The following is a 25,835-nucleotide window of genomic DNA, read 5'->3' on the forward strand; positions in this document are numbered from 1 at the left end:
GTGCTGGACGGGCAGGTACATCGTCGAAGGATCGGAGGAGCCATGAGCGAGCCGTCGGATGCGGACGCGGTCACCGTTCTGGAGGAAGACGAGTGCTGGGAGCTGCTGCGAACCGAGAAGGTGGGCCGGCTCGTGGTGACCGCGGACGGCCGTCCGGACATCTTTCCGGTGAACTATGTCGTCGGCGACCGGAAGGTGTACTTCCGGTCCGGGGAAGGCAGCAAACTGTCGGAGCTGGCGGTGCACGCGGAGGTCGCGTTCGAGGCCGATGTCGTCGGCGAGCGCACCGCGTGGAGCGTCGTCGTTCACGGGAGGGCACGAATCCTCACGCATTTCAACGAGATTCAGGCGGTGGAGGAACTCGGTCCGACGCCCTGGGTATCGACACCGAAGTACAACTTCGTGGAGATCACCGCGACCGAGATCACCGGTCGTCGTTTCGCGCTCGTCGAGCACTGACCGGTGACCGAACCCGGGCAGCACCGCCTGCTCATGCGGTGCATGCTCCTGTCGGTGGCGACCGCCCTGACCACGATGGCGCTCAAGGCCGGGGCGGCGTGGATCACCGGGTCGGTGGGTCTGCTGTCCGACGCACTCGAGTCGGGCGTCAACCTGGTGGCCGCGGTGGTGGGGGTCTTCGCGTTGCGGGCCGCGGCGAAACCCCCGGACGAGAATCACGATTTCGGGCACGGCAAGGCCGAATATCTTTCCGCCGCAGTGGAAGGCGCGATGATCTTCGCGGCGGCCGCGGCGATCGTGTGGACGTCGGTGCAGCGGCTGCTGCAGCCCCAGCCACTGACCGAGCTGGGGCTGGGCCTGTTCCTGTCGGCGGGGTCGTCGGTTCTCAATCTCGCGGTGGGATTACTGCTGTTGCGGGTGGGACGCCGCCACCGGTCGATCACGCTGGTCGCCGACGGCAAACACCTGCTCACCGATGTGTGGACGTCGGTGGGGGTTCTCGTCGGCATCGGCCTGGTCGCCCTGTTCGGCTGGTACGTCCTCGATCCGATCGTGGCGTTGCTCGTCGGCCTGAACATCCTGCGTATCGGCTACGGACTGGTGCGCGAATCCGTTGTCGGATTGCTCGACGCGGCGCTGCCCGCCGACGACGTCGCGCAGGTGCAGCAGGTGCTCGATCGATACCGCGACGAGTCGGTGACGATCCTGCCGCCCCGCACCCGGGCCTCGGGCCGGCAGCGTTTCGTGTATCTCACGGTGCGCGTGCCCGGCGACTGGACGGTGCGGGCGGGACACGATCTGCTCGACCGGGTCGAGGACGATGTGCGCTCGGCCCTGCCGGGAACCACGGTGTTCACCCACCTGGAACCCATCGGCAAGGTCGCGCGGCGTCGCTGAACCTGCAGGTCAGTTCCCGACCGCGAGACCCACGCCCAGGCTCACCATGAGCACCGCGACGGCGCCGTCGAGGATCCGCCAGGCGCCGGGTCGCGCGAACCACGCCCGCAGATACCGCGCGCCGTAGCCGAGCGCACCGAACCACACGATGCTCGCGGCGACGGCGCCGGCACCGAACCACCACTTGCCCGGGTTGCCGTGGGTGTTGGCGACCGATCCGAGCATCAGGACGGTGTCGAGGTAGACGTGCGGGTTGAGCCAGGTCAGCGCGAGACAGGTCGCGAGTGCGGCACCGACGGTGATCGCCCCGCCCGGTGCCGCGCTCAACGCGGACGGTCGCAGGGCGCGCCGGGCCGCGAGCAGACCGTACGAGACGAGGAAGATCACACCGCCCCAACGGATCACCTCGAGCGTGCCGGGGGCTCGATCGAGGACGGTCGCGATCCCGGCGATACCGGCGGCGATGAGCACCGCGTCGGACAGGGCACACACGACGATCACCGGCAGCACGTGCCGGCGCGCGATGGCCAGGCGCAGGACGAACGCGTTCTGGGCTCCGATCGCGACGATCAGCGAGAGTCCGGTGAGGAAACCGGCGAGGACGAGGTTCACGACGACCACGTTAGGAAAGGTCACGAGATAAGAACAGTTGATTTTCCTTAAGGAACATTAGAGTTTCTTCATATGGATCTGGACTTCGCTCAACTACGCACGTTCGCCGCGGTGCTGGACGAGGGCACCTTCGACGGCGCCGCCGCGGTCCTGCGGATCACCCCGTCCGCCGTGAGCCAGCGCATCAAGGCCCTCGAACAGCAGGTCGGGCAGGTGCTGGTGCGCCGGACCCGACCGGTGACCGCGACCGGGCCCGGGGAGGCGATCATGCGGCTGGCCCGCCAGGTGGCCCGGCTCGAGCAGGACACCGCGGAGGCGCTCGGCCTCACCGCGAGCGCGGACAACTACGTGACCGTCCCGCTCGTGGTCAACGCCGACTCGATGTCCACCTGGATGCTGCGGGCGCTGGCCCGGATGCCGCAGCACCACCGCGCGTTGTTCGAACTGCTGCGCGAGGACGAGTTCCATTCCACCTCGCTGCTGCGGGACGGCACGGCGATGGCGGCGGTCACGTCGGTACCCGATCCGGTGCAGGGCTGCACGTCCGAAAACCTCGGCGCCATGCGGTATCACGCGATGGCGAGCGTCGACTTCGCGGCGCACTGGTTTCCCGACGGGATGACCACGGCCGCGTTGCGCGAGGCGCCGATGCTCACCTTCGACCGCAAGGACGACCTGCAGAACCGCTTCCTCCGGCGACACACCCGCAGCCGGTTCGACCCGCCGCGCAACTACGTGCCGGGTGCGCGCGAGTTCGTCGACGCCGCGCGCCTGGGGCTCGGCTGGGGCATGCTGCCCGAACCGATGCTCGATTTCGCGCTCGGCGACGATGTGCTCGACTTCGCACTCGACGACGCCGATCTGGTCAGGCTCGCCCCGGACGAGCCGTTCGACGTGCCGCTGTACTGGCAGCGCTGGCGGTTGGAATCGCCCGTTCTGGACGCACTCACCGAGGTGGTGCGGCGCACGGCCCGGGAGGTGCTGCGCCCGTCAGTCTCCTGACATCGAACCCAGCCGGGCGAGCAGCGGGGCCGCCTCGAGAAGTTTGGCCGCCTCGTCCTCGCTCATCCCGTCGAGGAGCCGGCGGACGCCGTCGAACCACATGTCGTCGATCCGGCTGTTGTTGCGCTCGGCGAGGGGTGTCTGGTGCAGCCGGTGCGAGCGGCCGTCGTGGGGGTCGACCTGCCGTTCGACGAGGCCGCGGTCGACGAGGCGGCGGACCGTGGTGCTGACGTTGCTGCTCTGCAGGCCCAGATAGCGGGCGACCTCGGACACGGTGCTGCCGGGGCGTTCGGCCAGCATCCGGAGCACTTCGATCTCCGACTGGGGAAGCAGGGACAATCCCGCCTCCTTCTCCCCGAAACGACGCAGTGCCCAGACCAGCGAGCGGGCGGTCCGGGCCAGGCGCCGGACGTCCTCGTCGGAGGGGGTGGTGCCGTCGGCGGCGGGGGGATCGTTGGACACGCCCGCAGTCTAGTCGCTATTTTAGATATAATTTTAGATCTACTTCTAGATACATCCCCACTCGAAGGGTCGTCTTGAACCAGCACTCCCAGCACGCGGGCACCGCCGTGGCCGAGCCCGCCGACGCCTCCGCCGCTTCCCCGGTCTCGGCCCCGGACACCCCGCACTTCCCCGCGAAGCTCGTCGCCACGCTGGCGCTGCTCGCGGCGGTCGCCCCGCTCGCGATCGACATGTATCTGCCGGCGTTCCCCGAGATGGCCGACGAGTTCGGCACCAGTGCGTCGGCCGTGCAGCTCACCCTCACGACGTTCCTCATCGGCCTGGCCCTCGGCCAGCTCGTGTTCGGGCCGCTCTCGGACCGGTTCGGTCGCCGGCCGCTGCTGCTCGTCGGCACCCTGGTGTGTGCGGTGTTCAGCGCCGCCTCGGCCCTCGCCCCCACCGTCGAACTGCTCGCCGCGTCACGCTTCCTGCAGGGCTTCGCCGGTGCGGCCGGCATCGTGCTCGGCCGCGCGGTGATCTCCGATCGCGCGCACGGCCCGGCCGCGGCCAAGCTGTTCGGGCTGCTCGTCGTGGTCAACGCCGTCGCCCCCGTCGTCGCCCCGCTGGTCGGGGGCACGGTCGTCACCAATGTCGGCTGGCGCGCCGTGTTCTGGGTGCTGGCCGGGCTGTCGCTGCTGATGTTCGCGTGTGTCCTGGCGCTGGTGCCGGAAACCCATCCGAAGGAACGCCGCTCCACCGGTGGTGCGGCCGCGATGCTGGGTGACGCCCGTGCTCTCCTCCGCAACCGCCGGTACGTCGGATACACCCTGGCGTACGCCTTCGCGTTCGGCGTGATGTTCGCCTACATCTCGGCGTCACCGTTCGTGCTGCAGAACGTCCACGGTCTCTCGACCGGCTGGTACACAGTCTCGTTCACGGCCAACGCGATCGGCCTGGTGATCTTCAGCGTGGTCAACGGCGCGGTCGCGGGCCGGTTCGGCGAGCGCGCGACGCTGCGCATCGGACTGACGTTGCTCGCCGTGTTCTCCGTCGTCATGCTGGTCGACGCGCTGGCCGGTCCGGTCCTGTGGATCACGCTGGTCACGCTGTGGTTGACGATGGGCAGCCTCGGCCTGGTCATCGCGAATGCCACCACCCTGGCGCTCGGCGAGGCGCAGCGCGCCGCGGGCACCGGCTCGGCCATTCTCGGCGCCCTGCAGTTCCTGCTCGCCGCGGCGATCTCGCCGCTCGTCGGCATCGGCGGCGAGGAAACCGCTCTGCCCATGGGGATCGCGATGGTGCTCAGCGCCGCGATCGCCCTGGGTGCGCTCACGCTGACCGGATCGCGCTCGGCCGATCGCACCGCATAACCGCGCGGCCGCACACCCGGCCCGACCGATTTCGTATCGGTCGGGCCGGGTTGCGTTGCGCCCGTGCTACTTCAGCATGCTGCCGGCATCTACCGTCAGCGGCAGGCCCGTCACGTAGCGGGACTCGTCGGACGCCAGGAACAGCACCGCGTTGCTGATGTCGACCGGATCGACCCAGCCGACCGGCAGCACGTGCATCAGCTTCGCCACCACCTCCATGTCCTCGGGACCCGGGTTCTCGAGGTCGGGACGGAACATCTTCATGGTGCCCTCGTTCATGAACATCGGCGTCGAGACGTTCGTCGGGTGCACCGAGTTGACCCGGATCGAGTGCTGGCCGAGTTCGACCGCGAACGTGCGCATCAGACCGACCACACCGTGCTTGGCGGCGATGTAGTGCCCCGTGTGCGGGTACGCCTTGAGCCCGCCCACCGAGCTGGTCAACACGATCGAGCCGCCACGGCCACCCGAGATCAGGTGCGGCACACCGGCCTTCACGGCCTTCCAGACGCCCGACAGGTTGACGCCGATCATGTCGTCCCAGTCGCTCTCACTGGTCTCGTGGAGCGTCTCGCCGCCGTTGCCGATGCCGGCGTTGGCGACGATGATGTCGAGCCTGCCGAGCTGTTCGACGGCGCCGTCCAGCGTCTCCTTCACGGCCTCGTAGTCACGCACATCGACCTGGGCCGTCACGATGCGCCGATCGAGGTTCTTCACCAGTGCGGCCGTCTCGGCCAGGTCCTCCGGAGTGGACGGCGGGATCGGGCTGCCCTCCGTGATCGGTCCGCAGATGTCGATCGCGATGATGTCGGCGCCCTCTTCGGCCAACCGCACCGCGTGGCTGCGCCCCTGACCTCGCGCCGCACCCGTGATGAACGCGACCTTCCCCTCGACCCGTCCGGCCATGGTTTCCTCCCTGCTCTCGACGATGTGCGTATCAGTCCGAATTCGGTTGCTCAGCTGTCCGTTCCGGAACGGTCCCTACGTTCCGCACCCGAGGCCGAGCACGCCGGAAGAAGGCTGCCGTCGAGACGTCGAACACGAGGCCACCCCCTCGGACGTGCGGTTCGCGCGGTGCGGCGAAGTGAGAAAAACTGATCGATCGATCAGGCTGATACAGTGGCCACATGCTTGCATGAGGCGTAGATCACAGTCAAGACCCGAGCGGGTTCATCGCTGCGATCATGCGTCCGACGTGGACCGGAGGTGTTCCGAGTGGGTAGACCACAGGTGAGCGAGGGCAAGGAACCCGGGGCGCGCGAGCGACTGCTCGAGGCGACCGCTCAGATCATGGAGGAGGAAGGCTACGCCGCGGCGACGTCGCGGCGCGTGGCCACGCGGGCCGGTGTGAAGCCGGCGCTGGTGTACTACTACTTCCCCACCATGGACGACCTGTTCCTCGCGGTGCTGCGCTCCGGCGCGGAGACCGTGCTCGAACGTCAGCGCCGGGCACTGTCCGAGGAGGATCCGCTGCGGGCGCTGTGGCGGATCGCCTCCGACACCCGCATGACCCGGCTGCACACCGAATTCATGGCCCTGGCGAACCACCGCAAGGCGATCGGCGCGGAACTGAAGGCGTACGCCGAGCGGGTCCGCGACATCGAGACGACCGCGCTGACCGTCGCGCTGCGCTCGCACGGCGTCGACCTCGACGAGTTTCCGCCCGTCGTGATCGCGATGTTCCTCACCGGTCTCGCCCGCACCATCGTCAACGAGGCGGCCATCGACGTCACGCGCGGACACGACGAGGCCCATCGGTTCATGGAGCGCTACATGGGACGGTTCGAGTCGCTGACCGCCCTCGCCGGACGTACCCGGGCCGCGGACGACACCGACGAACCCCCGAAGATCGAACCCGACGAATCGCCCGGGCCGGTGCCGGATCCGGACTGATCACCCCTTGCCGATCCGGCAAGGGAACTTGCCCTTCCGTCGGGGCGTCACGCACAGTCGGGGCAGTACACGGAAGGACGCCATCATGCCCGACGCATTCGACAGGGAGTTCTGGGAGGACCGCTACCGGGGTCGCTCCACGATCCACCGTCATCCCAATCCCCAGCTCGTCGCCGAGGTCGCGGACCTGCCGCCCGGCCGGGCACTGGACGCCGGATGCGGCGAGGGCGGCGACGCCCTGTGGCTCGCCGCGCGGGGCTGGCACGTGACCGCGGTGGACATCGCCGAGACCGCTCTGGACCGCGCGCGTGCGCACGCCGCCACCGCCGGGGCCGACGTCGCGAACCGGATCGAGTGGGTGCGCGCGGATCTGAGCGAATGGACACCGCCGCGCGGCGGCTACGATCTCGTCTCCTCCCACTACGTGCACGCGCCCGGACCGCGCGAGGAGCTCCTGCGGCGACTGGCCGGCGCGGTCGCGCCGGGGGGAACGCTGCTCGTCGTCGGCCACGACCATCCCGTCCACCCGCACCCCGGAGATCACACGGCACCGGAATCACGGGTCACCACAAGCGAACTCGCGGCCGGTCTGAAACCGGACCTGTGGGAGGGCGTGGTCGCCGAGTCGCGGACCCACACGGTGAACGGACACGACGGACAGGAGTTCGTCATGCACGACGCGGTGCTCCGCGCCGTCCGACGCCCCTGACGCAGGCTCAGCCGCAGAAGCGGTCGGCGGCGGGGTCGTAGGACGGGCGCGCCGCCCGGCGGCCCAGTGTCGCGACCGGGTCGGTGTACACGGCGGACAGCGACGCACCGAGCGCGCCGGCGTCGCCGATCCCTTCACCGAACGACGAGAAGGTGAGCGGCAGAGCGGGCAGCGCGCTCGCCCGCGCATAGCTGCGGGCGAGGACCTGCCGACCGGGACGGTAGGCCTCGAGCCCCCGCCCTCCGACCGCGACGACGTCGGGGTTGACGATGTCCCGCATCACCGCGACCGCCCGACCGATCGTCTCGGCTCGCGAATCGAGAAGCGCAGCAGCAGCTTTCGATCCGGATTCGGCGGCGGCATACAGTTCGCCGATACCGCGGGACGCGGCTTCCCAGCCGAGCACGCCGTCGCGGACCGCGGCGTCGAGCAACGTCCGGTCGGCCACGGTCACCTCGAGGCATCCGACCCGGCCGCACGGGCACGGCACGTCCGAACCCGTCGCGAGGTGACCGATCGTGCCAGGGCCGCGACCCGGTGCGGGGATGCGTCCGTCGACGATCCATGCGGCACCGAACGGTTCGTCGACGTGCAGATAGAGATAGCTCGACGGGCTGGGGCGGCCGGCGAGTTCCAGTGCCCACAGTTCCGTTTCGGCCATCGCGTCGACGTGCGGGGTGACCGTCACCGGCACGGGTATCGCGGCGGCCCACGCCGCGTCCGGCACGTCGTCCCAACCGAATCGGCGTGCGCCACCGGCACGGCGCTCGGCGCGGCCGTCCCCGACCACCCCGACCCACAACGCACACCGGGTCGGGTAGGAGAGACGATAACGGTGCAGCGCCGACGCGACGACGGGCAGCGCCGCGTGCGCGGTGGCCGGGGCGTCGAATTCGAGGCAGTCGAGCACCTGCCCGCGAAGATTACCTGCGACACAACGCATTTCGTTCCCGGCGACGTGGACGCCGACGGTGAAGTACGCGTCGGTGTTCAGGTCGAGCGGAATCTGCGGCCGGCCCACCATCCCGCCGGCGGCCAGCTCGGGACGGTCGCGCAGCAGTGAGCGGCCGAGGAGTTCACCGACGATACGGTTGACGGCGGACAACGAGAAGCCGGTGTGCCGCGACAGTTCGCTGCGGGTCGCGGGACCGACCCTGCGCAGCACCCGCAACACCTGCCCCGCGGGTGTGACCGCGCCGGACGCGGGGTTGCCCGCACGCGGCACGGGCGCGAACGAACGCGCGGTCTGGGTCCGCGTCGCGGTCGACGACGTGGCGCGTGCGGCGATCCGGAGTTTCGACGCGTCTGCCATGCCGTCATTGTCGGCGCGGCAGCGCTGTTACTGAACGCTTACGCTCAGCGAGCGCAAAAGGGGATCAGTCCACCAATGCACGGAACTGCGCGTCGTACAACCGGGTGTAGGCACCGCCCGCGCGGAGCAGGTCCTCGTGCGTGCCCTGCTCGACGATGCGCCCGTCCTCCATCACCACGATCCGGTCGGCGTCGCGGATCGTCGAGAGCCGGTGGGCGATGACGAAACTCGTGCGGTCGTCGCGCAGCCGCGCGGTGGCCTGCTGCACGAGCAGTTCGGTGCGGGTGTCGACGGAACTGGTGGCCTCGTCGAGGATCAGGATGGACGGCTTGGCCACGAAGGCCCGCGCGATCGTGATGAGCTGACGTTCACCGGCGCTGAGGCTGCCCGATTCCTCGTCGATGATCGTGTCGTAACCGTCGGGCAGGGCACGCACGAAGCGGTCCACGTAGCTCATGCGGGCCGCGGACAGGATCTGGTTCTCGGTGGCATGCGGGTTGCCGTAGGCGATGTTCTCCCGGATGGTGCCGCCGAACAGCCAGGTGTCCTGCAGCACGATGCCGATCCGCGACCGCAGCTCGGCCCGCGACATCGAGGTGATGTCGACACCGTCGACGAGGATGCGGCCGGAATTCAGCTCGTAGAACCGCAGGATCAGGTTGATCAGCGTGGTCTTTCCGGCGCCGGTCGGGCCGACGATCGCGACCATCTGGCCCGGTTCGGCCCGCAACGACAGGTGCTCGATGAGCGGACGCTCCGGATCGTACGAGAACGACACGTCGTCGAATTCGACGCTGCCGTGCCGGCCCCAGGGCAACGTCGGCGCCGGGGACTCGGGCTCCTGTTCGGGCTCGTCGAGGAGCGCGAACACCCGTTCCGCGGACGCGGCGGCGGACTGCAGCAGGTTCACCATCGCACCGATCTGGGCGAGCGGCTGGGCCAGCTGGCGCGAGTACTGGATCAGCGCCTGCACCTCGCCGAGGGTGATGGTGCCCGACGCCACGCGCAGGCCGCCGAGCACGGCGACACCCACGTAGCTGAGGTTGCCGAGGAAGGTCACCAGCGGCATCACGGTGCCGGACACGAACTGGGCACGGTAGGCGGACCGGAACAGCTCGTCGTTGGTTTCGGCGAAGCTGCGCTCGACGTCGGCGGTGCGCCCGTACGCGGTGACGATCTCGTGGCCGGTGAACACCTCTTCGATCTGGCCGTTGAGTTTGCCGGTCGCTTCCCACTGCGCCGCGAAGTGTTTGCGGGACCGGCGCGCGACCAGGGCCGTCGCGACGACGGACGCGGGCACCATGAACAGCGCCACGAGCGCGAGCAGCGGCGAGATCCACAGCATCATCACGACGAGGCCGATCAGGGTCAGCACGGCCAGCACGAGCTGGCTGATCGATTCCTGCATGCCCGTCGACACGTTGTCGATGTCGTTGCTGACGCGGCTGAGCAGGTCGCCGCGCGAGTGGGTGTCGAAGTAGCGCAGCGGCAGGTTGTGGATCTTGCGTTCGACCCGCGACCGCAGGTCCCGCACCACCCGCTGGACGATCTCGTTCAGGCCGTACGCGGCCACCCAGATCAGCGCCGACGACAGCAGGTACAGCGCCAGGACGACGAAGAGGATCCGGCCGAGGGCACCGAAGTCGATGCCCTCCCCGGGCACGGCGGCGGTCCCGGACACCATGTCGGCGAACTGGTCGTTGCCTTCGCTGCGCAGCTGCGCGACGGCCTCGTCCTTCGTGAGCCCGGCCGGCAGCTGCAGGCCGATGACGCCGTCGAAGATGACGTCGGTGGCGCGCCCGAGCAGCAGCGGCGCGACCGCCTGCGCGATCACGCCGAGGAGCACCATCAGCAGCACGCCGTAGACGATGAAACGCTGCGGGTGCAGCAGCCCGAGGATCCGCTTGATCGACGCGAGTCCGTTCTGCGGCTGGGCCGGGAGGGTCGGGGTCTGGGTGCTCATACGGCGGCCATCCGCTGGGACTCGACGATCTCGATGTACTCCCGGCAGTACGACAGCAGCTCGATGTGGGTGCCGGACCCGACGACCGCTCCGTCGTCGAGCACGATGATCCGGTCGGCGTCCTGCACGGTCGACACCCGCTGGGCGACGATCAGGACGCATGCGTCGCGGGTCTCGGGCACCAGGGCCTCCCGGAGTCGGGCATCGGTGGCGGGGTCGAGCGCGGAGAACGCGTCGTCGAACAGGTAGATCGAGGGCCGGCGGACCAGTGCGCGGGCGATGGCGAGGCGCTGCCGCTGCCCGCCGGAGACGGTGGTGCCGCCCTGCGCGACGACCGTCTCGAGCCGCTCGGGCAGGGCCGCCACGAAGTCCGCGGCCTGCGCGACCTCGAGGGCGTGCCACAGTTCGTCGTCGGTGGCGTCGGGCCGCCCGTACCGGAGGTTCTCGGCGATCGTGCCGGAGAACAGGTACGCCTTCTGCGGCACCACGCCGATCTCGCGGCGCAACGCCGCCGGGTCGATGTTCCGGACGTCGATTCCGCCGACCTCGATCGAACCGGCGGTGACGTCGATCAGCCGCGGGATCAGGCGCATGAGGGTGGTCTTGCCGGACCCCGTGCCGCCGATGATCGCCGTGGTGGTGCCGGGTTCTGCCCGGAACGCGATGTCGTGCAGCACGGGCGCGTCGGCGCCCGGGTAGGAGAAACCGACGCCCTTCAACTCGACGGCGACCGGGCGCGGCAGTGCCGTCACGGCGTTCTCCGCGCACGACACCGACGGCTCGGTGCCGAGGACCTCGAGGATGCGGTCGGCGCAGACGGCCGCGCGCGGCGCCATCAGCGCCACGAACGAGGCCATGAGCACGGCCATGAGGATCTGGGTGACGTAGGTGATCAGCGCGGTCAGCGACCCGACCTCCATCGCGCCGCTGTCGATGCGCTGCCCGCCGAACCACAACACGGCGACGGTGCTGGCGTTCGCGATGAGGATGACGGCCGGGAACAGCACCGCGTTGATCCGCCCGACGCGCAGCGCCGTCATGGTGAGGTCGAGGTTCGCCGCGTCGAAGCGGGCGCCCTCGGAGTCCTCGCGGACGAACGCGCGAACCACACGGATGCCGGTGATCTGTTCGCGCAGCACCCGGTTGACGTTGTCGATCTTGGTCTGCATGATCCGGAACGACGGCAGCATCATCGCCATCAGACCCAGGATCGTGAGGATGAGGACGGGGACCGCCACAGCCACGACCACCGAGGTTCCCCGGTCCTCGCGCAGCGCCATGACGATGGCGCCGATCCCCATGATGGGAGCGATGACGACGATGGTGCAGGTCATCATGACGAGCATCTGGATCTGCTGCACGTCGTTGGTGTTGCGGGTGATCAGCGACGCCGCCCCGAACTTGCCGTGCTCGCGGGCGGAGAACTGCCCGACACGGTGGACCAGCGACAGCCGGATGTCGCGTCCCACGGCCATCGCGGTCCGGGCCGCGAAGTAGACGGCGCCGATCGCGCAGGCCACCTCGAACGCCGCGATCACCAGCATGATCGCGCCGGTGCGCATGATGTAGCCGATGTCGCCGCGGGCCACACCGTTGTCGATGATGTCCGCGTTGAGGCTGGGCAGGATCAGCATCGCCACCGTGGACACCAGTTGCAGCACGACGACTGCAACCAGTGCACCACCGTGAGGCGCGAGGAAACGCCGAAGAAGCCTGACCAACATGGGCATCAACCTACCTGGGCGGACACGTCACGCCGTGATCGTTCACGCGTGGACCGTGTCCCGCTCGGACGCCGCGGCCAGTTCGCGGGTGAGCTTCTCGCCCTCGACGTCCACGTTCGGCAGGATCCGGTCCAGCCACTTGGGCAGCCACCAGGCCTTGTCGCCGAGCAGCGCCATGACGGCCGGGATGATGACCATGCGCACCACGAACGCGTCGAAGAACACCGCGGCGGCAAGCGCGAAGCCGATGGACTTGATGAACGCGTTGGGTTCGGCGATGAAGGCCGCGAAGACCGAGATCATGATGATCGCCGCGGCGCTCACCACCCGGGCGCCGTGCCGGAAACCGGTCCGGACGGCTTCCTTCGCGGTCGCGCCGTGCACGTAGTCCTCGCGCATGCGGGTGACCAGGAAGACCTGGTAGTCCATCGCCAGGCCGAACACCACGCCGATCAGGAAGATCGGCATGAAGCTGACCAGCGGCTGCGGGTTCGAGATCAGACCGCCCCAGCCTTCCTGGAAGATCGCGACGGTCGCACCGAAGGTCGCCAGGACGCTGAGCAGGAAGCCGAGCGTCGCGGTGAGCGGCACCAGGATCGACCGGAAGACGAGCATCAGCAGGATGAACGCGAGTCCGACCACGACGGCGAGGTACGGGACGAGGGCGCTCTGCAGGGTCTCGGAGACATCGCCTTCTAGGGCGGTCTGTCCGGTGATGCCGTAGGAGATGCCGGTGCGGGCCTCGAGATCCGCCTCGCCGGCGCGCAGGTCGGCGACGAGATCCATGGTGGCGGCCTCGCTGGGGCCGGACTTCGGCGTGACCATGATCTGCGCGGTATCGCCGGCCTCGTTCACGGCGACGATCTGCGCGTTGACCACCTCGTCGTGCTCATACAGGTCCTGCACGACCGCACCGAACGCGGCGGGCGCCGACATGTTCGCCTCGCGTGCATCGGCGACGACGAGCAGCGGGCCGTTGCGGCCGGGCCCGAACGCCTCGTCGACGAGGTCGTAGGCCTGGCGGGAGCTGGTCTGCGGATCGCCGGTGGCCTCGGTGGGCAGCGCGAGGCGCAGGTTCAGTGCCGGGACGGCAGCGATACCGAGGATCAGGATCCCGGCGACGAGCGGAATCAGCGGCTTGCGGGTGACCCAGCCGATGTAGCGGTGGGCGGCACCCGGCTTGTCGGTGTCCGCTTCCGGATCGTTCGCCTTCACCCCGGGGACGCGTCCCGCGAATGCCTTGTTGCCGAACAGGCCCAGGATCGCCGGCAGCAGGGTGATGGCGATGAGCACGGCGATGAACACGGTGAACGCTGCGGCGTAGCCCATGGCGGACAGGAACGGGATACCGACGACGCTGAGCGCGACCAGGGCCACGATCACGGTGAGGCCGGCGAACACCACGGCGGATCCCGCGGTGCCGACCGCGCGTCCGGCCGCTTCGGCGCGGTCGGCGGTGACGGTGATCTCGTGGCGGAACCGGGAGACGATGAACAGCGAGTAGTCGATGGCGACGGCCAGGCCGATCATGATGGCCAGCGTGGGGGTCATCGAGCTCAGGTCGGCGAAGCCGGTGGCGATGGTGATGCCGAGGCTGCCGATGCCGACGCCGATGATCGCGGAGATCAGCGGCAGACCGGCGGCGACGAGCGAACCGAACGTCAGGGCGAGGACGACCGCGGCGACGCCCATGCCGATGAGCTCGGTGAGTCCACCGGGCATTTCGGCTTCGGCCGCGGCGGTGCCGCTGACCTGCACGTTCAGGCCGGCAGACCGGCCGATGTCGGCGGCAGCGGCGATCCGGTCCGTCAGCGCGGCGTCGACGTCGGTGATGCTGCCCTGGAACGGGACGGTGACGTACCCGACGGTGCGATCGGGGCTGAGCGGCGACAGCGCGGCGGCGTCCGCGAGCGCGGCTTCCTCGGTGCCGCCCTGTTGCCGGGCCGCGGCCTTCATCTGCTCGACGAGGCCCGCGTTCGCGGTGACCGGGTCGACGAGGAGCGCGGGCTGCTGCTCGGGGGTTGCGGCGACCGGGTCGACCTTGGCACCGGGTGCGACGCGGTCGATCCCGCGGACCGCGGCGAGCACGTCGTTCATCGCCGCCATGTTCTGCGGCTCGTCGAGGGTCTGCCCGTCCGGCGCGGCGAACACGTAACGCGCGCTGAGCGCGTTCATCGGGTCGCCGGCGTTCGGGAAACGCTCGGCCATCAGGTCCTGCGTCTGCTGCGCCGGGGTGCCCGGGATGGAGAACGAGTCGGTGGTGGGTCCGGACAGGGTCGCCGCACCCACGCCGAACAGGACGAGGATCGCGATCCAGAGGGACAGGACCGTGCCTTTCCGCCGGTAGGCGAATCTGCCGATCCGATACAGGTAGGTAGCCACAAGGCGCCTTTCTTCGGATGTGTCGCAGGCGGAAAAGCCGACTACGAGATTCCTTGCCGCAATTGCGCGAACGCGGCGCGGATGAGGTCTTCGGGGGATTGCGCGCCGGAGGTTCCGGCGATCCACAGATCGATGGCCGCACGGATCGCGGCCGCTGCGCAGTAGTTGAGCAGCACGGGGTAGATGTCGGTGCCGGAGTCGTGTCCGCTGCGTTCGGCGATCGCCTCGACCAGCAGCGGTCCCGTCCGCGTCTGCAGCTCGATGCTGCGCGAGACGAGAGACGGGCTCTGCTCGACGAGTTCGAACATCGCGCACAGCTCGTCGAAGTCGTCGATCTCGGCAACGACCTCCAGTGCCGCCGCCTCGATCGCATCCCACACGTGTTCGTCCGACGGCCGATCGCGCAGCCGCTGGAGCCAGTTCTGCAGCAGAGCGTCGAGGTGCTCGAGGACCGCTTCCTCTTTGCTGGCGAAATAGTTGTGGAAGGTGCGCGTGGAGACGCCGGCTTCGGCGGCGATGGCGTCGGCGGTGACGGCCTCGATGCCCCGAGCCCGGGCGAGACGGGCTGCGGCGGCGCCGAGGGCAGCCCTGGTGGCAGCCTTCTTGCGGTCGCGCAGTCCGAGTTCGGTCACGTCATCCAACGTACAGAACTTGCAGAACTCTGTAACTTTGCAGACTTGTGCAGTTTTATGTGGTTGCCCACACTCGCCGGGCAGCCATGCGGTAGATCACACCTCGCGGCGGGTCCACGCTCCCGGATCGGCGATGAGCTCGGAGACGAAGCCGGGCAGGTCGTCGTCGACGATGTCGGCGAGCGTGACCTCCTCGAGGACCGCGCGCAGGTTCACCCGGAGCGCGATCCACACATCCCGCAGCCTCTCCGCCGGGCCCGTGTACACGACGTCCTCGGGTCGCTCCCCCCGCACCGACGCCAGCGGGCCCTCGACCGTGCGGATGATGTCCGCGACGGAGATCTCGTCGGCCGGCCGCGCGAGCCAGTAGCCGCCTTCCGGTCCGCGGCGACTGCGCACCAGACCGCCGCGCCGCAGATCCGCCAGCACCGCTTCGAGGAACTTGTGCGGGATGTGCTGCGCCTTCGCCAGCCCCTCGGCCTTGGCCGGGGCGTCGCCCGCGGCCGCCAGCTCGAGCAACGTGCGCACGGCGTAATCCACCCTCGCGGTGATGTGCACTGCCGCCCCTCCTCGCCGTTCCCCTCGCGGACGCCACTGGATTTCCTATCCGACCAGGGGGAAAGTATGCCAGGACCGGACGGTCGGGGTCGCGGCCCCGGAACCACCCGGAGTGACCCCTGACACATTTCGGTAGATTGAATGCCTGTCCGCACGACACCGGAGGGCGACATGTGGGAGACCGTGGTCCACTCGTGGGGTTCGCTGCTCGAGCCGCTACAGGATCCGGTGGCGCTCGCGATCCCGGCGTTCCTGCTGTTCCTGATCCTCGAGTGGACCGCCGCCCGCACCCTCGAACACGTCGAACCCGGCGCGGACGGCAGGACCCGCCCGCCGCGCGGCGGCTACGAGTTCCGTGACGCGCGCGCGAGCCTGTCGATGGGACTGGTGTCCATCGCGACCAGCGCGGTGTGGAAGGTCGTCGCGCTCGTCGGCTACGCGGCGATCTGGGTGTACGTGGCGCCGTGGCACCTGCCCGCCGACGCCTGGTACACGTGGGTGATCCTGCTCGTCGGCGTCGACCTGCTGTTCTACTGGTACCACCGCATCGCGCACCGGGTCCGCATCGTCTGGGCCACCCATCAGGCGCATCACTCGAGCGAGTACTTCAACTTCGCGACCGCGCTGCGTCAGAAGTGGAACAACAGCGGCGAGATCCTCATGTGGATCCCGTTGCCGCTGTTCGGCATTCCCCCGTGGATGGTGTTCGTCGGGTTCTCGGTCAACCTCGTCTACCAGTTCTTCGTCCACACCGAGCGGGTCGGGACGCTCCCCCGGCCGATCGAGTTCGTGTTCAACACACCGTCGCACCACCGGGTGCACCACGGGTGCGATCCCGAATACCTGGACCGCAACTACGCGGGCATGTTCATCGTGTGGGACCGCATGTTCGGCACGTTCCGGCCCGAAACCCACCGGCCCACCTACGGGCTCACCAAGCCGGTGGGCACCTACAACATCTGGGATCTGCAGACCCACGAGTACCGGGCGATCGCGCGGGACTGGCGGTCCGCGTCGTCGTGGCGCGACAAGCTCGGCTACGTGTTCGGGCCGCCCGGTTGGGTACCGGCCGACCGGTCCGCGGCGGTCAGTTCTTCGCGAAGCTGACCAGGAAGTCGACGCTGCCGCGGTCGTCGACGGTGACGAATCCGAGGCTCGGGGCCTCCACCCCGAAGTCCGACCAGACCACCGGGACACTGCCCGAGGCCACGAGGTCGGCGCCCGAGCGCAGCACCTCGACGTCCACGGTCACCGGCAGCGACCGCTCCTTCAGGGTGAGCGTCCCGGCGACCGGCAGCGTCGCGGTCGTCCCGTCGGTCGGCACTCCCGACAGGTCCACCGGTTCGGCGAGGACGAACGTGGCGGTCGGATAGGTGTCGGTGTTCATGACCCGGCCCCGGAACTGGCCGTCGCGCTGCGAACTGTCGGTGGTGATCCCGGCGACCTGCACGGTCACCTCCGCGGCGGTGAGCTTGTCGGCCTCGATCGTCGCGGACCCGGTGACCTGGTCGGTGCTGCCGACGACGGTGACGTCGGCGCCGCGCAGAATCTCGTGCACGGTGTACCCGGCGGCCGTGCGATTGACCTCCGAGCCGGGCGTGATCGTCCAGGCACCCTCGAGGTCGCCGGTCGCGGCCTCCGCGCCGGACGTCGACACCGCCGCGGCGGGCGCGTCGTCCTCCGCGATGAACGTCCCGTACACCCACGGAGCGACGAAGAAACCGAGCAGCACGATCACGACGACCGCCGCGAGGGACCACCAGAGTTTGCGCATGGCCACGACCCTAATTGCGGTGTCGGCGGTTCGCAGGTTCCGCGCGCGCGGTGTCACCTTCCGGATTTTCGGGCCGTGTCGAGATCCCGGCCGCGGCTCCGTCCCAGAATCGAACCGGCGAAACAACTTCGGAGGATGGTTCCCCATGACACACGTACGACAGACACACGTACGACAGGCACACGTACGACGTTTCGACCACGTCGGCATCACCGTCTCGGACCTGGACGCGGCGACGGCATTCTTCGTGAAACTGGGATTCGAGGTGGAGGGCACCGGATCCGTGGAGGGCGAGTTCCCGGAGACCGTCTGCGGCCTTCCCGGCACGCACTGCAACATCGTGATGCTGCGGCCGCCGGACGGCGGGTGCCGGCTCGAGCTCTCGGCCTTCGTCACGCCCGACCACGTGCCCGGATCTCCGACGGCGATGCCCAACGAACTCGGGCTGCGCAACGTGTCCTTCGAGGTCGGTGACCTGCAGGCGGCCCTCGACGCGATGGCCGCGGACGGGTACGGACTCGTCGGCGGCATTGGCACGTACGAGAACAGCGTGCGCATGGCCTACGTGCGGGGACCCGACGGGATCATCGTGTCCCTGTTCGAGCAGCTCCGCTGACGTTCGAGCAGCTCGGCTGACGTGTAGGTGGGTTACTTGGGGGTGCCGGACCGGATGATGCGTTCGAGCGACCGGTACAGCTCGTCGACGTCGTGGACGTTCTCAACGTCCGGGGGCACGTCGATGAGGAGCACCGACTGACCGGGACCCGCGATCGGGCCACCGGTCCCGGAGCCTTCCTCGCTGTCGATGTGGTGGGCGGTCCCGATCACCTGGCCGTCGGGACCGACGATGACGGTGAGCTTCATGGCGGTTCCGTTCTCGTGTCGTGTCGTCTCATGTCGTGTCACGGACCGGAATGTCGTCGAGCAGGACGATTTCCAGCCGGAACGCCACGGTGATGTTGCTGTCGTTCCGGATCTTGAACTCGTAGAACACTTCCGACGGATGCAGCTCGTTCGGGCCGGCCCGGCACTTGGCGATGTCGTAGGTCACCAGCACGACACGCTGGGGCGGGACGTCCTTCGGATCCGCGATGAAGAGGACGGGCCCGCGATCGGCGTCGGGTTCGCCGTGCCAGTTCCACGACCAGCACTGCACGGCCCCCGCCCCGATGGTGAAACCCCGGTCGATTCTCAGACGCTGCGGCATCGTGGCCTCCGGTCGGATGCTCGGGAATATTCGATTCGCACCTTCGCCCTGCCCGTTCCGGTCAAGGCGAGGACGTCGGTGATCCGTCCGCGTTCTGTCTCGCGAGAACCGAATGATTCCGGCTGTAGGTGAAGTAGACGACGACGCCGATGACCATCCACACCACGAACCGCAGCCACGTCTCCACCGACAGGTTGATCATCAGCCACACGCACGCGAGCACCGAGAGGATCGGCACCACGGGCACGAAGGGAACCCGGAATCCGCGTTCGAGGTCCGGACGCATGCGCCGCAGCAGGATTACGCCGATCGAGACCAGGACGAACGCGAACAGCGTGCCGATGTTCACCATCTCCTCGAGGGTGCCCAGCGGAATCAGGCCGGCAAGGATCGCGACGACCACCGTCACGACGACGGTCGTGCGGACCGGGGTGCCGTGGCGGCCGGTGTGCGAGAGACGTCGGGGCATGAGGCCGTCGCGGGCCATCGCGAAGAGCACGCGCGTCTGCCCCAGCATGAGCACCATGACGACGGTGGTCAGGCCGGCGAGAGCGCCGATGGAGATGAGGTTCTTCGCCCAGTCCATGCCGTTGAGCGCGAACGCCGTCGCCAGGGTCGACTCGTCCCCGGCGAGTTCGGTGTAGTTCACCATGCCGGTGAGGACGAGACTGACCGCGACGTACAGGACGGTGACGATCGCGAGCGAGCCGAGGATGCCGATCGGCACCGCCTTCTGCGGGTTCCGGGTCTCCTCCGCGGTCGTCGCGACGACGTCGAACCCGATGAACGCGAAGAAGACCAGGCTGGCCGCGGCGAGCAGGCCGTACCACCCGAACGTGCTGCCGCCGGCGCCGGTGAAGAACGAGAACAGCGACTGGTGCAGACCCTCACCGGTGTCGCCCGCCTCCGACGGCGGAATGAACGGCGAGTAGTTGTCCGCCTGGATGTAGAACGCGCCGAGGACGACGACGAAGATCACGACCGCGATCTTGATGGAGGTGATCACCAGCGACACCCGCGACGACAGTTTCGTGCCGGTCGCGATGAGCACGCCGATGACGACGGTGATGAGGACGGCGCCCCAGTCCACCTTCACCGACCCGAGCATGAAGGACGACGACAGTCCGCCGATCACCTCACCGAGATACAGCGACCAGCCCTTGGCGACGACCGCCGCGGCCAGCGCGAACTCGAGGATGAGGTCCCAGCCGATGATCCACGCGATGAACTCGCCGAACGTCGCGAACGAGTACGTGTAGGCGCTACCGGCGACCGGCACCGTCGACGCGAACTCGGCGTAGCACAGGGCGGCGAGGGCGCACGCGATCGCGGCGAACACGAAGGCGAGGGACACCGACGGGCCCGCGACATTACCGGCGGTCCGGGCCGTCAAGGTGAAGATACCGGCACCGATGACAACGGCAACACCGAAGACGATCAGATCCCACGCGGTGAGGTCTTTTCGGAGCTTCGAATCCGGTTCGTCGGTGTCGCGAATGGACTGCTCGACCGATTTGGTGCGGAAGAGTCCGCTCCTGCGTGCGCCGCCGACCTGAGTCATGGCAACTCCTCTCCTTGGAGGAAGGTACCGCTGCGGCTACCCCTGCGAGTGGAAACTCATACAGCCGATTTCGAGCTCGATCCGCCGTCCGGCATCACCAGGACATCCGTGCCGGCAAAGCGCAGTACGTGCTGGGCGACGCTGCCGAGCATCGCGTATTCGAGTGCGGAACGCTCCCCGGTCCCGACGACGATCAGCTCGGCGCGGTACTCGTCGGCGATTTCCGGGATTCTCGTGGCGGCATGACCGGATTCGATGCGGCTGTCGGCAGGTTCGGGGATCAGCGTCGAGGCGAAGTCGTCGAGGTGGGAGCGGGCCTGCTCGGTGCTCACGTGCCGCAGCTGCGCCAATCCCACGTCGTCGGCGCCGTGCATTCGCATCAGCTGTTCGCCCATGACGACCGACACGTGCACGAGGATGTGGTCGGCGTCGGGTGTCCATGCTGCCGCGACGCGGGCGGCCGCTGTGGATGCGGGAGTGGTGTCCACGGCCAGGAGAACGGTCCGGTAGGGGCCGTCGGACGGATTCCGGACCACCAGCACCGGCGTGGCGCTGGTTCCGACGAGTCGTTCGGCGGTGCTTCCCAGCAACGCGATGGGAAACCGCCCACCGTGCGCGCCGACGACCAGGAGGTCGGCGTCGCACTCACCGGCGACGGCGCCGACGACGGAGACGATGTCACCGGCCCGGACCACGCCGTCGACCTGCGTGTCCCCGACCGCTGTGTCATTGACCGGTGTGTCATTGACCGCTGTGTCGCCGACGCATCGGTGCAGATGCTCCGCCAGGAGTGCATTCGCCCGCCGCAGCTTTTCCGGAGCGGCCGAGGCCGGCACATACACCGCGGTGAGCTGTGCGTGATGCTCGCGGGCGAGCTGCGCGGCGCGGCGGACCGCGTGCGTCGCACCGTCGGACAGGTCGGTGGCGACCAGGATGTGCCGAAGGGATGACGTCTCCATAGCTTCTACAGCCCCCCTCACGTCCGGCGTGGATGCGACGAATTGCCCACTTCTCCGCTTCGGCGACGAAGAAGACCGTCAGTCCGACGCCGAGCACCTTCGCCCACTCCACCGGAGTGAGGCCCGAGGATCCGAACAACACATTTACCAAATGGCGCTGCGGTTAGCACTCCACCGCGGCGCCGCAGCCTCAGCTTCCCCGCTACTTGTCGGACCCCCTCGATATAGTTCGAACATGCTTTCGATGGGGGTGCGAGAAGGCGAGGTCGGGGCGCGGCTGTCCGCCCTCGACGAGGCTGTCGACGGCCTGCTCGAAGACAACCTCACCGGCTTGTCGAACGACGAGCTGGTCGAGTTCTTCCAGCGCTTCGAAACCGTCCTGCGCAAGGCCACTGCCGTCGGGCACCGGGCGATCGTCGAGGCCGTCGAACGACGGGTCCCGGAGGACCTCGGGTGCCGCTCGATCAACGACTTCCTCATCGGCATGCTGCGGATCTCCGCCGCGGACGCGGCCCGGCGGGTCAAGGGCGCGAAGAAGGTCGGCACCTGGCATTCCCTCGACGGCGAGGACCTGGAACCGGAACTGCCCGCCACCGCTGCCGCGGCGCGCTCTGGCGCGATCGGACCGGATCATGTCGCGGCCGTGGCGAAGGTGATGCGGAAGGTGCCGCACGGGGTCGGGTTCGACGAGATCACCGTCGCCGAGCAGATCCTCGCGGACGCGGCCTGCTCGGTGACGCCCGAGGAAGTCGCCAAGATCGGGGCGCATCTGCTCGCGTACCTGAATCCGGACGGGGACGTGCCCGACGAGAAGGAACGCAAGCGGCGCCGCGGTCTGCGGATCGGCAAACAAGGCGTCGACCTCATGACGCCGATCTCCGGGCTCCTCGATCCCGAGACCCGGGCGCTGCTCGAACCGGTGCTGGCGAAACTCGCCCGGCCCGGCATGAACAACCCGGACGACCCCGAATCACCCTCCGGTGACGTCGAATCCGAGACCCTCGACCGCGACGCGCTCGCGAAGGCCGCGGCCCGCGACACCCGCACCGCGGTGCAGCGTAACCACGACGCGTTGAAAGTCGCCCTGCGGCAGATGTTGTCGGCGGGTGTGCTCGGCAGCCACCGAGGATTGCCGGTGACCGCGATCCTGACCATGACCGTCAAACAGCTCGAGGAAGAGTCCGGCGTCGTGACCACCGCCTCCGGTGGGTTGGTGCCGATCCGGGACGCGCTGCGGATGGCCGAGACCGCGCATCCGGTGCTGGCGGTCTTCGATCACCACGGGCGGCCCCTGCACCTCGGTCGCGCGAAACGACTCGCCTCGGCCGATCAACGGCTGGCGTTGATCGCCGCCTCCGGTGGCTGCACCCGCCCCGGCTGCGACGCCCCCGCGACACTCACCGCGGTGCACCACATCAGAGAGTGGAGGGACGGTGGAGCCACCGACATCACCAACGAGGACCTGGCCTGCGACGCGTGTCATGCTTTTGTGCACGACGGGCCCGGTGGCTGGGAAACACGCGTCGCGTCGGCCGACTCCGAGCACCCGGGGCGTACCGAATGGATCCCGCCGCCGCACATCGATCCCGAGCAGAGACCGCGGGTCAATCACCGCCATCACCTCGGTGATCTGTTGTCGGCGGCGTTGGCGCACTACCGGGCCCGCCGCGAGACCGAGCTGCGCGAGCACCGGCGTCGATGGATGCGGGAACCGGTTGCGGATGCTAGCGGTGGCGAGGTTCCGTAACGGATCGCCGGCTCAACGAATCAACCCGTACGGACAATCCCGACTCGTTTCGGAACGACCCGTGTGGGTACCGACTCTCCTACGGCATGAACGGAAGGCGAGTGAATCCGCATGGACTCCCAGGCACGTCGCCCTACACAGCACGGCCGCAACATCGTCGCCGGGATTCTGCTCGGACTCGGTACCGTGGCGTTCCTCGACGAGGCGGTCTTCCACCAGCTGCTGCACTGGCACCACTTCTACGACAAGTCCACCTCCGATGCGGGACTTGTCTCGGACGGGCTCTTCCACGCGTTCAGCTGGTTCGCGACCGTCGCAGCCCTGATGCTGGTCTTCGGGCTGGCGCGCGACGGCACCTTCCGAGTTTCGGCCTTCGCCGCCGGCTGGCTGACCGGAGCCGGGTTCTTCCAGCTCTACGACGGCCTGTTCCAACACAAGGTGCTGGGTCTCCACCAGATCCGCTACGACGTGAACCTGACGCCCTACGACCTCGTATGGAACATCGTCGCCGCCCTTCTCCTGGCCGCCGGCATCGCGTTGTGGGTCGTGACTGCACGACGCACCCGCCGGGCCGACGTCCACCCCTGACGAATGAACCAGCACCAGCACCAAGCGGGCAGCGCACTCCTCGGTCCGGGCGAGTGGGTCACCGTCCTGCTGGTTGTCGGCGCGGTCGCCGCCTATCTGCTCGCCGTCCGCCGACTGCGGCGCCGCGAGGTCTGCTGGCCGGTGAAACGGACGTCGGCGTGGGTTGCCGGATGGGCCTCGGTGGGCGTGGCACTCGTCGGTCCCATCGCCGATCGCGCCCACGACGACTTCGTCGCCCACATGGCCGCGCATGTCCTTCTGGGCATGCTCGGTCCACTGCTCCTCGTGCTGGCGGCACCGGTCACCCTTGCTCTGCGACTACTCCCCGTTCCCGCGGCCCGGCTCCTGGCACGGGCGTTGGCATCGCCCCCGTTCGCGGTACCGACCAACCCGTTCGTCGCCGGCGTACTCGACATCGGCGGGCTGTGGGTGCTCTACCGCACCGGCCTGTACGCGGCGACGCACACCGAACCGGCACTCCATGTCCTGGTGCACGCGCACGTCCTGGCCGCCGGGTATCTCTTCACCTTCGCCGTGCTGGGTGGACCGGATCCCGCCCCGCACCGCGCCTCACCACCGTGGCGCGCCGGGGCGCTCGTACTGGCGATCGCAGCGCACAACATCCTCGCGAAGGTCATCTATGCCGATCCACCCGACGGTGTGCCCGTCGAACAGGCTCGCGCGGGTGCCGAACTGATGTACTACGTCGGGGCACCGGTGGAGATCGCGCTGCTCGTATTGGTGTGCCGCCCCTGGCTCCTGCCGCGTACCCGTGCGCGAGACAGTGCCCGATCTGTGCCCGAAGCCGATTCCCTCCCGCACTGACGGGACGAAAAAAGTCCCCCACCTGCGTGAGCAAGTGAGGGACTCTTGGCGGTGGCGGAGGGATTTGAACCCTCGGACGGGGGTTACCCGTCACACGCTTTCGAGGCGTGCTCCTTAGGCCGCTCGGACACGCCACCGCTAAAAGACTTTACCGGATCGCGTCGCTGAGTTGAAATCGGCTGGTCAGAGCCCTAGGCAAGGTCTCGGTGGGTGCGGAAGAAGTCCTCGAGGACCCCCGCGCATTCGGCCTCGAGAACACCACCGCGCACCGCGGGCCGATGTGTGAGGCGACGGTCGCGCACCACGTCCCACAGCGACCCGACCGCGCCGGTCTTCGGTTCCCACGCCCCGAACACGACCCGGCCGACCCGGGCGAGCACGATCGCGCCCGCGCACATCGTGCACGGCTCGAGCGTCACGGCCAGGGTCGCGCCCTCGAGCCGCCACCCGTCGCCGTACACACGCGCGGCCTCCCGCAACGCGAGAATCTCGGCGTGGGCGGTCGGATCACCGGTCGCCTCCCGCGAGTTCGCCGCCCGCGCCAGCTCGGTGCCGTCGGCCGCGAAGACCACCGCACCCACCGGGACGTCCCCGGCGGATGCCGTTTTCGCGGCCTCGAGCGCGACCCGGATCAGTTCCTCGTCGTCCCGCAGACCCATCTACTTCTGCAGCTTGTCCAAGGTGGAGGACAACACGTCGTCGAACCCGCAGCGCTGCGCGATCTCCTCGATCTGCTCGTCCGGATACAGCTCCGTCTCCGACAGGATCACCGCCAGGACCGGCTCGGGCAGACCCATGTCGGCGAGGATCGCCAGGTCCCCCTCTTCCCACGGCTCGACCTCGTCCAGCTCGTCCGGGTCGATGTCGGGAATCTCGATGTTGAGTGCCTCGAGCACGTCGGCGGCGATGTCGTAGTCCACCGCCATCGTCGCGTCGGACAACAGCAACTGCGTCCCCGCCGGAGCCGGACGCACAATCACGAAGAACTCGTCGTCCACGTTGAGCAGACCGAAGACCGCGCCGGAGCTCCGCAGCTCACGCAGCTCCGTCTCCGCCGTCGCCAAACTCGTCAACGCAGCAGAAGTCAGGGCCCGGCACTTCCACCGGCCTTCCTCCCGCGTGACAGCGACGGCGAAGCCGTCCAGGTCCTCCGACGAAGCACCGGATGCCCCGGATGTTGTCACCGAAGGGCTCTTGTCCCCTACACGCTGTGCAGCCAT

General features: G+C 68.7%; 27 protein-coding genes and 1 tRNA gene. 11 read left to right on the forward strand and 17 right to left on the reverse strand.

Features of this window, described 5'->3' with window-relative positions; all coding sequences use genetic code 11:
* Nucleotides 1-42 precede the first annotated feature (42 nt).
* Both ACWDUD_RS14495 and ACWDUD_RS14500 read left to right on the forward strand, forming a co-directional pair.
* Nucleotides 43-459 carry a pyridoxamine 5'-phosphate oxidase family protein gene (locus ACWDUD_RS14495; protein WP_450109744.1) on the forward strand — a complete coding sequence of 139 codons (417 nt, stop codon included), beginning with the start codon at nt 43-45 and terminating at the stop codon, nt 457-459.
* A 33-nt stretch (nt 460-492) separates the two neighbouring features.
* Nucleotides 493-1,356 carry a cation diffusion facilitator family transporter gene (locus ACWDUD_RS14500; protein ID WP_450109767.1) on the forward strand — a complete coding sequence of 288 codons (864 nt, stop codon included), beginning with the start codon at nt 493-495 and terminating at the stop codon, nt 1,354-1,356.
* Between the two features lie 9 nt (nt 1,357-1,365).
* Here ACWDUD_RS14500 and ACWDUD_RS14505 read toward each other — a convergent pair whose 3' ends face one another.
* The gene (locus tag ACWDUD_RS14505) at nt 1,366-1,968 is read right to left on the reverse strand and encodes a LysE/ArgO family amino acid transporter (RefSeq protein ID WP_450109768.1); all 603 of its coding nucleotides are present in this window, start codon (nt 1,966-1,968) and stop codon (nt 1,366-1,368) included.
* A 72-nt stretch (nt 1,969-2,040) separates the two neighbouring features.
* On the opposite strand from ACWDUD_RS14505, the gene ACWDUD_RS14510 reads away from it, so the two are divergent.
* Nucleotides 2,041-2,970 (forward strand): LysR family transcriptional regulator ArgP, encoded by a 930-nt coding sequence (locus ACWDUD_RS14510; protein ID WP_450109745.1) that lies wholly within the window; start codon nt 2,041-2,043, stop codon nt 2,968-2,970.
* Here ACWDUD_RS14510 and ACWDUD_RS14515 read toward each other — a convergent pair.
* Nucleotides 2,959-3,432, reverse strand: a complete 474-nt coding sequence (locus ACWDUD_RS14515; protein ID WP_450109746.1) for a MarR family winged helix-turn-helix transcriptional regulator — start codon at nt 3,430-3,432, stop codon at nt 2,959-2,961. The genes ACWDUD_RS14510 and ACWDUD_RS14515 overlap by 12 nt on opposite strands.
* A gap of 74 nt (nt 3,433-3,506) precedes the next feature.
* On the opposite strand from ACWDUD_RS14515, the gene ACWDUD_RS14520 reads away from it, so the two are divergent.
* Nucleotides 3,507-4,781 carry a multidrug effflux MFS transporter gene (locus ACWDUD_RS14520; protein ID WP_450109747.1) on the forward strand — a complete coding sequence of 425 codons (1,275 nt, stop codon included), beginning with the start codon at nt 3,507-3,509 and terminating at the stop codon, nt 4,779-4,781.
* A 66-nt stretch (nt 4,782-4,847) separates the two neighbouring features.
* Here ACWDUD_RS14520 and ACWDUD_RS14525 read toward each other — a convergent pair whose 3' ends face one another.
* The gene (locus ACWDUD_RS14525) at nt 4,848-5,687 is read right to left on the reverse strand and encodes a mycofactocin-coupled SDR family oxidoreductase (RefSeq protein WP_197252127.1); all 840 of its coding nucleotides are present in this window, start codon (nt 5,685-5,687) and stop codon (nt 4,848-4,850) included.
* Between the two features lie 309 nt (nt 5,688-5,996).
* Here ACWDUD_RS14525 and ACWDUD_RS14530 point away from each other — a divergent pair, with 309 nt between their 5' ends.
* Together ACWDUD_RS14530 and ACWDUD_RS14535 are read left to right on the forward strand one after the other, a co-directional pair.
* Nucleotides 5,997-6,674 carry a TetR/AcrR family transcriptional regulator gene (locus tag ACWDUD_RS14530; protein ID WP_197252126.1) on the forward strand — a complete coding sequence of 226 codons (678 nt, stop codon included), beginning with the start codon at nt 5,997-5,999 and terminating at the stop codon, nt 6,672-6,674.
* An 85-nt stretch (nt 6,675-6,759) separates the two neighbouring features.
* Nucleotides 6,760-7,383 carry a class I SAM-dependent methyltransferase gene (locus ACWDUD_RS14535; RefSeq protein WP_197252125.1) on the forward strand — a complete coding sequence of 208 codons (624 nt, stop codon included), beginning with the start codon at nt 6,760-6,762 and terminating at the stop codon, nt 7,381-7,383.
* A 7-nt stretch (nt 7,384-7,390) separates the two neighbouring features.
* Here the strand turns inward: ACWDUD_RS14535 and ACWDUD_RS14540 are convergent, their stop codons facing one another.
* The 6 genes from ACWDUD_RS14540 to ACWDUD_RS14565 all read right to left on the reverse strand — a co-directional run bounded on the left by ACWDUD_RS14540 (nt 7,391) and on the right by ACWDUD_RS14565 (nt 15,954).
* Nucleotides 7,391-8,695, reverse strand: coding sequence for an ROK family transcriptional regulator (locus tag ACWDUD_RS14540; protein ID WP_450109748.1), 1,305 nt, complete (start codon nt 8,693-8,695; stop codon nt 7,391-7,393).
* 64 nt (nt 8,696-8,759) lie between these two features.
* Nucleotides 8,760-10,658, reverse strand: a complete 1,899-nt coding sequence (locus ACWDUD_RS14545) for an ABC transporter ATP-binding protein (RefSeq protein WP_450109749.1) — start codon at nt 10,656-10,658, stop codon at nt 8,760-8,762.
* On the reverse strand, nt 10,655-12,382 hold the full coding sequence (locus tag ACWDUD_RS14550) for an ABC transporter ATP-binding protein (RefSeq protein ID WP_248675266.1): 1,728 nt from the start codon (nt 12,380-12,382) through the stop codon (nt 10,655-10,657). The genes ACWDUD_RS14545 and ACWDUD_RS14550 overlap by 4 nt, the downstream gene beginning before the upstream one ends.
* Nucleotides 12,383-12,424: 42 nt before the next feature.
* A complete protein-coding gene (locus ACWDUD_RS14555; RefSeq protein WP_450109750.1) occupies nt 12,425-14,764 on the reverse strand; it encodes an MMPL family transporter in 2,340 nt (779 codons plus the stop codon).
* Nucleotides 14,765-14,805: 41 nt separating this feature from the next.
* Entirely contained in the window at nt 14,806-15,405 is a 600-nt protein-coding gene (locus tag ACWDUD_RS14560; RefSeq protein WP_197252103.1) for a TetR/AcrR family transcriptional regulator, read from the reverse strand.
* 87 nt (nt 15,406-15,492) lie between these two features.
* On the reverse strand, nt 15,493-15,954 hold the full coding sequence (locus ACWDUD_RS14565) for an RrF2 family transcriptional regulator (protein ID WP_450109751.1): 462 nt from the start codon (nt 15,952-15,954) through the stop codon (nt 15,493-15,495).
* Between the two features lie 171 nt (nt 15,955-16,125).
* On the opposite strand from ACWDUD_RS14565, the gene ACWDUD_RS14570 reads away from it, so the two are divergent.
* Nucleotides 16,126-17,061: a sterol desaturase family protein gene (locus ACWDUD_RS14570; protein ID WP_450109769.1), complete on the forward strand. Its 936-nt coding sequence runs from the start codon at nt 16,126-16,128 to the stop codon at nt 17,059-17,061.
* On the opposite strand, the gene ACWDUD_RS14575 is transcribed toward ACWDUD_RS14570, so the two are convergent.
* Nucleotides 17,042-17,728, reverse strand: a complete 687-nt coding sequence (locus ACWDUD_RS14575) for a YceI family protein (protein WP_450109752.1) — start codon at nt 17,726-17,728, stop codon at nt 17,042-17,044. The genes ACWDUD_RS14570 and ACWDUD_RS14575 overlap by 20 nt on opposite strands.
* 145 nt (nt 17,729-17,873) lie before the next feature.
* On the opposite strand from ACWDUD_RS14575, the gene ACWDUD_RS14580 reads away from it, so the two are divergent.
* Nucleotides 17,874-18,344 carry a VOC family protein gene (locus ACWDUD_RS14580; protein WP_450109753.1) on the forward strand — a complete coding sequence of 157 codons (471 nt, stop codon included), beginning with the start codon at nt 17,874-17,876 and terminating at the stop codon, nt 18,342-18,344.
* A 32-nt stretch (nt 18,345-18,376) separates the two neighbouring features.
* Here ACWDUD_RS14580 and ACWDUD_RS14585 read toward each other — a convergent pair whose 3' ends face one another.
* The 4 genes from ACWDUD_RS14585 to ACWDUD_RS14600 all read right to left on the reverse strand — a co-directional run bounded on the left by ACWDUD_RS14585 (nt 18,377) and on the right by ACWDUD_RS14600 (nt 21,455).
* Complete coding sequence (locus ACWDUD_RS14585) at nt 18,377-18,592, reverse strand: hypothetical protein (protein WP_450109754.1); 216 nt, start codon at nt 18,590-18,592, stop codon at nt 18,377-18,379.
* Nucleotides 18,593-18,620: 28 nt separating this feature from the next.
* Nucleotides 18,621-18,935, reverse strand: a complete 315-nt coding sequence (locus ACWDUD_RS14590) for a hypothetical protein (protein WP_197252098.1) — start codon at nt 18,933-18,935, stop codon at nt 18,621-18,623.
* Between the two features lie 61 nt (nt 18,936-18,996).
* Nucleotides 18,997-20,496: an amino acid permease gene (locus ACWDUD_RS14595; protein WP_197252097.1), complete on the reverse strand. Its 1,500-nt coding sequence runs from the start codon at nt 20,494-20,496 to the stop codon at nt 18,997-18,999.
* 56 nt (nt 20,497-20,552) lie between these two features.
* Nucleotides 20,553-21,455: a universal stress protein gene (locus tag ACWDUD_RS14600; RefSeq protein WP_450109755.1), complete on the reverse strand. Its 903-nt coding sequence runs from the start codon at nt 21,453-21,455 to the stop codon at nt 20,553-20,555.
* Nucleotides 21,456-21,690: 235 nt separating this feature from the next.
* Between ACWDUD_RS14600 and ACWDUD_RS14605 the strand changes: the two genes are divergently transcribed.
* The 3 genes from ACWDUD_RS14605 to ACWDUD_RS14615 all read left to right on the forward strand — a co-directional run bounded on the left by ACWDUD_RS14605 (nt 21,691) and on the right by ACWDUD_RS14615 (nt 24,615).
* Nucleotides 21,691-23,202 carry a DUF222 domain-containing protein gene (locus ACWDUD_RS14605; RefSeq protein ID WP_450109756.1) on the forward strand — a complete coding sequence of 504 codons (1,512 nt, stop codon included), beginning with the start codon at nt 21,691-21,693 and terminating at the stop codon, nt 23,200-23,202.
* A gap of 111 nt (nt 23,203-23,313) precedes the next feature.
* On the forward strand, nt 23,314-23,790 hold the full coding sequence (locus ACWDUD_RS14610) for a DUF2243 domain-containing protein (RefSeq protein WP_450109757.1): 477 nt from the start codon (nt 23,314-23,316) through the stop codon (nt 23,788-23,790).
* 3 nt (nt 23,791-23,793) lie between these two features.
* On the forward strand, nt 23,794-24,615 hold the full coding sequence (locus tag ACWDUD_RS14615) for a cytochrome c oxidase assembly protein (RefSeq protein ID WP_450109758.1): 822 nt from the start codon (nt 23,794-23,796) through the stop codon (nt 24,613-24,615).
* 46 nt (nt 24,616-24,661) lie between these two features.
* Here the strand turns inward: ACWDUD_RS14615 and ACWDUD_RS14620 are convergent.
* The 3 genes from ACWDUD_RS14620 to ACWDUD_RS14630 form a co-directional block, all read right to left on the reverse strand.
* Nucleotides 24,662-24,752: transfer RNA gene (locus tag ACWDUD_RS14620), tRNA-Ser, on the reverse strand.
* 54 nt (nt 24,753-24,806) lie between these two features.
* Nucleotides 24,807-25,274 (reverse strand): nucleoside deaminase, encoded by a 468-nt coding sequence (locus ACWDUD_RS14625; RefSeq protein ID WP_248675246.1) that lies wholly within the window; start codon nt 25,272-25,274, stop codon nt 24,807-24,809.
* Nucleotides 25,275-25,835 carry a tRNA adenosine deaminase-associated protein gene (locus ACWDUD_RS14630; RefSeq protein ID WP_197256317.1) on the reverse strand — a complete coding sequence of 187 codons (561 nt, stop codon included), beginning with the start codon at nt 25,833-25,835 and terminating at the stop codon, nt 25,275-25,277.

The organism is Rhodococcus sp. NPDC003382 (assembly GCF_053589135.1).